General features: G+C 50.4%; 1 rRNA gene. It reads right to left on the bottom strand.

From position 1 onward, the window contains the following. Positions 1 to 48: 48 nt before the first annotated feature. Positions 49 to 2,985: ribosomal RNA gene (locus tag ACR0B5_RS22810) — 23S ribosomal RNA — on the bottom strand. Positions 2,986 to 3,212: the final 227 nt, after the last annotated feature.

Consider the following 3,212-nt stretch of genomic DNA (forward strand, 5'->3'; position numbering starts at 1 on the left):
TCTCAAAACTAGATAACGTAAGGCTACTTACCGAGTAAATAAATTCTGTTGGTTAAGTCCTCGAACGATTAGTATCCGTCAGCTCCACACGTCACCGTGCTTCCACCTCGGACCTATCAACCTTGTCATCTTCAAGGGTTCTTACTTCCATAAAGGAATGGGAAATTTCATCTCGAGGGGGGCTTCATGCTTAGATGCTTTCAGCACTTATCCCTTCCGCACATAGCTACCCAGCGATGCCTTTGGCAAGACAACTGGTACACCAGCGGTGCGTCCATCCCGGTCCTCTCGTACTAAGGACAGCTCCTCTCAAATTTCCTGCGCCCACGACGGATAGGGACCGAACTGTCTCACGACGTTCTGAACCCAGCTCGCGTACCGCTTTAATGGGCGAACAGCCCAACCCTTGGGACCGACTACAGCCCCAGGATGCGATGAGCCGACATCGAGGTGCCAAACCTCCCCGTCGATGTGGACTCTTGGGGGAGATAAGCCTGTTATCCCCGGGGTAGCTTTTATCCGTTGAGCGATGGCCCTTCCATGCGGAACCACCGGATCACTAAGCCCGACTTTCGTCCCTGCTCGACTTGTAGGTCTCGCAGTCAAGCTCCCTTGTGCCTTTACACTCTGCGAATGATTTCCAACCATTCTGAGGGAACCTTTGGGCGCCTCCGTTACCTTTTAGGAGGCGACCGCCCCAGTCAAACTGCCCACCTGACACTGTCTCCCAAGCCGCTAAGGCTTGCGGGTTAGAATTTCAATACAGCCAGGGTAGTATCCCAAGGTCGCCTCCATGGAAGCTGGCGCTCCCACTTCTCCGGCTCCTACCTATCCTGTACAAGCTATACCAAAATTCAATATCAGGCTACAGTAAAGCTCCACGGGGTCTTTCCGTCCTGTCGCGGGTAACCTGCATCTTCACAGGTACTATAATTTCACCGAGTCTCTCGTTGAGACAGTGCCCAGATCGTTACGCCTTTCGTGCGGGTCGGAACTTACCCGACAAGGAATTTCGCTACCTTAGGACCGTTATAGTTACGGCCGCCGTTTACTGGGGCTTCAATTCGAAGCTTCGCTTCAAGCTAACCTCTCCTCTTAACCTTCCAGCACCGGGCAGGCGTCAGCCCCTATACTTCGCCTTTTCGGCTTTGCAGAGACCTGTGTTTTTGCTAAACAGTCGCCTGGGCCTATTCACTGCGGCTCTCGCGGGCTTACACCCACAAGAGCACCCCTTCTCCCGAAGTTACGGGGTCATTTTGCCGAGTTCCTTAACGAGAGTTCTCTCGCTCACCTTAGGATTCTCTCCTCGCCTACCTGTGTCGGTTTGCGGTACGGGCACCCGGATTCTCGCTAGAAGCTTTTCTTGGCAGTGTGAAATCAGGAACTTCGGTACTTAAATTTCCCTCGCCAATCACAACTTGAGGTTATGGTCATAAGGATTTGCCTCACGACCCCTCTTATTGCTTGGACGCGGACGACCAGCGCCGCGCTTACCCTATCCTCCTGCGTCACTCCATCACTCAAACGAATCCATAGGTGGTACAGGAATATCAACCTGTTGTCCATCGCCTACGCCTTTCGGCCTCAGCTTAGGTCCCGACTAACCCTGAGCGGACGAGCCTTCCTCAGGAAACCTTAGGCATTCGGTGGATGGGATTCTCACCCATCTTTCGCTACTCATACCGGCATTCTCACTTCTAAACGCTCCACCAGTCCTCTCGGTCTAGCTTCTACGCATTTAGAACGCTCTCCTACCATAGACTCTAACAGAGTCTATCCGCAGTTTCGGTGATACGTTTAGCCCCGGTACATTTTCGGCGCAGAGTCACTCGACCAGTGAGCTATTACGCACTCTTTAAATGGTGGCTGCTTCTAAGCCAACATCCTGGTTGTCTATGCAACTCCACATCCTTTTCCACTTAACGTATACTTTGGGACCTTAACTGGCGGTCTGGGCTGTTTCCCTTTTGACCACGGATCTTAGCACTCGTAGTCTGACTCCCAAGCATAAGTATTTGGCATTCGGAGTTTATCTGAATTCGGTAACCCGATGAGGGCCCCTAGTCCAAACAGTGCTCTACCTCCAATACTCTTATCTTGAGTCTAGCCCTAAAGCTATTTCGGAGAGAAGCAGCTATCTCCAAGTTCGATTGGAATTTCTCCGCTACCCACACCTCATCCCCGCACTTTTCAACGTGCGTGGGTCCGGGCCTCCAGTAAGTGTTACCTTACCTTCACCCTGGACATGGGTAGATCACCTGGTTTCGGGTCTACGACCCTATACTTATTCGCCCTATTCAGACTCGCTTTCGCTACGGCTCCAGTTTCCACTTTAACCTTGCATAGGATCGTAACTCGCCGGTTCATTCTACAAAAGGCACGCCATCACACATAATTGTGCTCTGACTACTTGTAAGCACACGGTTTCAGGTACTCTTTCACTCCCCTTCCGGGGTACTTTTCACCTTTCCCTCACGGTACTGGTTCACTATCGGTCACTAGGGAGTATTTAGCCTTGGGAGATGGTCCTCCCAGCTTCCGACGGAATTTCACGTGTTCCGCCGTACTCAGGATCCACTCAGGAGAGAACGAGAGTTTTGATTACAGGGTTGTTACCTTCTCTGACGGACCTTTCCAGATCGCTTCATCTACTCCGTTCTTTTATCACTCCGTATTGAGTGTCCTACAACCCCAAGAGGCAAGCCTCTTGGTTTGGGCTCTTCCCGTTTCGCTCGCCGCTACTCAGGGAATCGAAGTTTCTTTCTCTTCCTCCAGGTACTTAGATGTTTCAGTTCCCTGGGTGTGCCTTCCTTACCCTATGAATTCAGATAAGGATCCTCTTCCATTACGAAGAGGGGGTTTCCCCATTCGGAAATCTCCGGATCAAAGCTTACTTACAGCTCCCCGAAGCATATCGGTGTTAGTCCCGTCCTTCATCGGCTCCTAGTGCCAAGGCATCCACCGTGCGCCCTTTCTAACTTAACCGTTAAAAAGATATAAATTTCAGTAATGAGCGATCATTACATCCATTTTAATGTTTACTCGGTATTTTTTGCCTTACATTGTTATCTAGTTTTCAAAGAACGAATAATGATTGAGAGTATTGAACCCTCAAAACTGACAAGACAAAGACGTTTGTCACACATTTACGTGTGTTCCATAAATTGTCTAGCTTCGGCTCCTCAAAAATGCTATCGCATTTTCTTCGTGCG

Source organism: Ruegeria sp. AG1 (assembly GCF_056541705.1).